Here is a 3,875-nt window from a genome sequence, read left to right on the forward strand (position 1 = left end):
GCGCGGGGAACTGCGCGACCAGCCCCCACCGGGCCCGCAGCCGAAGAACTACCGCGCCCGCAGGGACTGCACCCCCGCCACCAACTCCCGTACGACACTCACCCCGTCCAGCGTCAACACGGACTCCGGATGGAACTGCACGCCCGCGAACCCGGGCCCCCGAACCGCGTGCACCTCCCCACCCTCACTCCGGCTGACCTCGACCCCGTGAGCCGCCAGCTCGGCACCCGCCTCGTCGTCGCAGTGCGCCACGAAGCTGTTGTAGAAGCCGACGGTCTCCGCCCGCCCGAACAGATCGATCTCCGTCTGCGCGCCCTGATAGGGGACCTCCTTCCGTACGATCCCCAGCCCCAGCTCCGCCGCGATCAGCTCGTGCCCGAGACAGACCCCGAGAACACCGTGCCGGTGGTCCCGCAGGACCTCGGCGGTCAGTTCACGCAGGAACCGCATCTTCGGGTCGGCCAGGTCGCCCGGATCACCGGGGCCGGGCCCGAGGACCAACGGCCCCTGGTGCTGTACGACGGCCTCGCGCAGCCCCGGTTCGTCGTAGCGCCGCACGGTCACCTCCAGGCCCGAGGAGCGCAGGACGTGGGCGAGCATCGCCGTGAAGGTGTCCTCGGCGTCGACGACCAGGGCGTGCCCGGTCAGCTCCTGGGTCCGTTCCCGCATCCGCAGCCAGAACGGCGCCAGCGAGGCCCGCCGCCCGTCCAGCGCCGCCCGCACCCGAGGGATCGTCCATGAGCCGCGGCCGTACGCCCTCCTCCCGGGCCCTCCCCGGTACGACACCCAGCGCGGCCAGCACCCCGGCCGCCTTCGCGTGGGTCTCGGCGACCTCGCCCGCCGGGTCCGAGCCACGGACGAGCGTGGCACCGACCGGCACCCGCAGCCGTCCGTCCGGCGCGATGTCCGCGGTCCGGATGAGGATCGGCGAGTCGAGGGTCTGGGCCCCACCCGAGTCCCGCCCCAGCAGCGCCAGCGCGCCCGCGTAGTAGCCGCGCCCGCCGACTTCGTGCCGCTCGATCACCCGGCACGCGTTCTGCACCGGTGACCCGGTGACGGTGGCGGCGAACATGGTCTCCCTCAGCACCTCCCGCACATCCAGCGAGGACCGCCCCCGCAACTCGTACTCCGTGTGCGCGAGATGGGCCATCTCCTTCAGCCGGGGCCCCACCACGACCCCGCCCATGTCGCCGACGGTGCACATCATCTTGAGCTCCTCGTCGACGACCATCGACAGCTCCTCGATCTCCTTGCCGTCGGCGAGGAAGGAGAGCAGATGCTCGGGAGTCGGCCCCTCGGCCGGATAGCGGTACGTCCCACTGATCGGGTTCATGACCACGGTCCCGCCCGACATCCGGACATGCACCTCGGGGCTGGCTCCGACGAGAGTGCGCTCACCCGTGTACACGACGAAGGTCCAGTAGGCGCCCCGCTCTCCGACCAGTAGCCGCCGGAACAGCGCGAGGGCGTCGGCGCGTCCGAACCCCGGGATCTCGCCCTCGTACGTCCGCCGGATGACGAAGTTCGCCCCCTCGCCGCGCCCGATCTCGTCCCGCAGCACCCGCCCGACGATGTCCGCGTACTCCTCGTCACCGACGTCGAAGCCACCGCCCTCGACCCGCACGTCATGCGCGGGGAGCTGGGCCAGCGCCTCCTCCAGCGGGAGTTCGTGACGCTCCTCGGGCGTGAGCACCGAGAGGGGAGTGCCGTCGTCGCGGACGTCGAAGCCGCGCTCGCGGATCTGGCGGAAGGGGATGAGGGCGAGTCCCTCGTCGGGGATGTCGGCGAGCCGGTCGTACGTGGTCACCGGGCCGAGCAGCAGTTCGACCACATCGTGATCGTGGCCGGGCGTACGGCGGCGGAGCAGGGCGAACGGGCGGTGGTCGTGCAGAAGCCGGTCGAGTCGCATCGTTCTTCGTTCCTCTTCCATCGATCGATGACTGGATCAGTGATCGGGAGGAACGGCCAGGCGAGGAGGTCCGCGGAAGTCCGCGAAAACACCGAAGGCCGCCCCTCGGGCGGCCTTCGCGAAGTCTTGCGTACGCGCGATTCAGTGGGCCGCCGAGTGAGCGGGCCACCACCAGTTCTGGTTCTGGGTCGAGTGCGCGAACATGCGACGGACCATACACCAGAGGACGCGGACAGATCATGAACCGGCGCGCGGACCGGCCGTTCCGCTCACCGGACCCGAACGAGCGAACCCCGTCTCACTTGATGAGCAGACGGATGGACGCCCGACACGACCCCGTAATGTTGGGGCCGTGACCGTGAACGCTAAGACCAGCGCGAGCGCTGGCAACACCTGGCGAGACCTGCCCGCGGCGCAGCAGCCCGAGTACCCCGACACCGAGGCTCTGCGCGCAGTCGTTGCGGACCTCGAGTCGTATCCGCCGCTCGTCTTCGCGGGCGAGTGCGACCAGCTGCGCGCCCGGATGGCGGCCGTCGCCAAGGGAGAGGCGTTCCTCCTCCAGGGCGGCGACTGCGCCGAGTCCTTCGACGCCGTGGGCGCCGAGCACATCCGCGCCAAGCTGAAGACCCTCCTCCAGATGGGCGCCGTCCTCACGTACGCGGCCTCCGTGCCGGTCGTGAAGGTCGGCCGGATCGCCGGCCAGTACTCGAAGCCGCGCTCCAAGGGCACCGAGACCCGTGACGGCGTGACCCTGCCGACGTACCGCGGTGACTCGGTCAACGGCTTCGACTTCGACGAGGCGTCCCGGATCCCGGACCCCGAGCGGCTGAAGCGGATGTACAACGCGTCCGCCTCCACGCTCAACCTGGTCCGCGCCTTCACCACCGGCGGCTACGCCGACCTGCGCCAGGTGCACGCCTGGAACCAGGACTTCGTGAAGTCGTCCCCGTCCGGCCAGCGGTACGAGCAGCTGGCCCGCGAGATCGACAACGCGCTGAACTTCATGCGTGCCTGCGGGACGGACCCGGCCGAGTTCCAGACGGTCGAGTTCTACTCCTCGCACGAGGCGCTGCTGCTGGACTACGAGTCGGCGCTGACCCGCGTCGACTCCCGCACCGGACGGCTGTACGACGTCTCGGCGCACATGGTGTGGATCGGTGAGCGCACCCGGCAGCTGGACGGCGCGCACATCGAGTTCGCCTCCCAGATCCGCAACCCGATCGGCATCAAGCTCGGCCCGACGACGACGGCCGAGGAGGCGCTGCAGTACATCGAGCGTCTCGACCCCGACCGTGAGCCGGGCCGGCTGACCTTCATCGTCCGTATGGGTGCCGACAAGGTCCGGGACAAGCTGCCCGAGCTGGTCGAGAAGGTCACCGCCTCGGGCGCGACCGTCGCCTGGATCACCGACCCGATGCACGGCAACACCTACGAGGCGGCCTCCGGTCACAAGACCCGCCGCTTCGACGACGTGCTCGACGAGGTCAAGGGCTTCTTCGAGGTCCACAAGGAGCTGGGTACGCATCCCGGCGGTATCCACGTGGAGCTGACGGGCGACGACGTCACCGAGTGCGTGGGCGGCGGCGACGAGATCTTCGTCGACGACCTGCACCACCGCTACGAGACGGCCTGCGACCCCCGGCTGAACCGCAGCCAGTCGCTCGACCTGGCGTTCCTCGTCGCGGAGATGTACCGGGACCAGTAGGGACCGGCGGTAGCAGATCATCATTGTCGCGCCTGTTACCGGCGCGTGGCGTGGGTCTGCGACTCGGCCGCGCTCATGGAGAACGGGCGGATCGCCGAGTCGGGCACCGTCAGCGAGCTGCTCGCCACCCCGGGCTCCGAACTGGCCGCCGCCCTCTTCCCGGTCAGCGGCGACGCCTCCGGGGACGACCGCACGGTCATCGACGTCACCTTCCACGGCGACGCGGCGGCCAGGCCAGTCATCTCGCAGCTCTCGCGCACC

At 70.3% G+C, this 3,875-nt stretch carries 1 protein-coding gene and 2 pseudogenes; 2 read left to right on the top strand and 1 reads right to left on the bottom strand.

Features of this window, described 5'->3' with window-relative positions; all coding sequences use genetic code 11:
• Nucleotides 1–48: 48 nt before the first annotated feature.
• A pseudogene (locus tag STRTUCAR8_RS42255) lies at nucleotides 49–1,909 on the bottom strand (anthranilate synthase family protein).
• 352 nt (nucleotides 1,910–2,261) lie between these two features.
• Between STRTUCAR8_RS42255 and STRTUCAR8_RS42260 the strand changes: the two are divergent.
• Nucleotides 2,262–3,614, top strand: coding sequence for a class II 3-deoxy-7-phosphoheptulonate synthase (locus STRTUCAR8_RS42260; protein ID WP_006382561.1), 1,353 nt, complete (start codon nucleotides 2,262–2,264; stop codon nucleotides 3,612–3,614).
• 54 nt (nucleotides 3,615–3,668) lie between these two features.
• Nucleotides 3,669–3,875: pseudogene (locus STRTUCAR8_RS42265) on the top strand (methionine ABC transporter ATP-binding protein); the annotation flags it as partial.

The sequence above is a fragment of the Streptomyces turgidiscabies Car8 genome, from assembly GCF_000331005.1.
GTDB classification, from domain to species: domain Bacteria; phylum Actinomycetota; class Actinomycetes; order Streptomycetales; family Streptomycetaceae; genus Streptomyces; species Streptomyces turgidiscabies.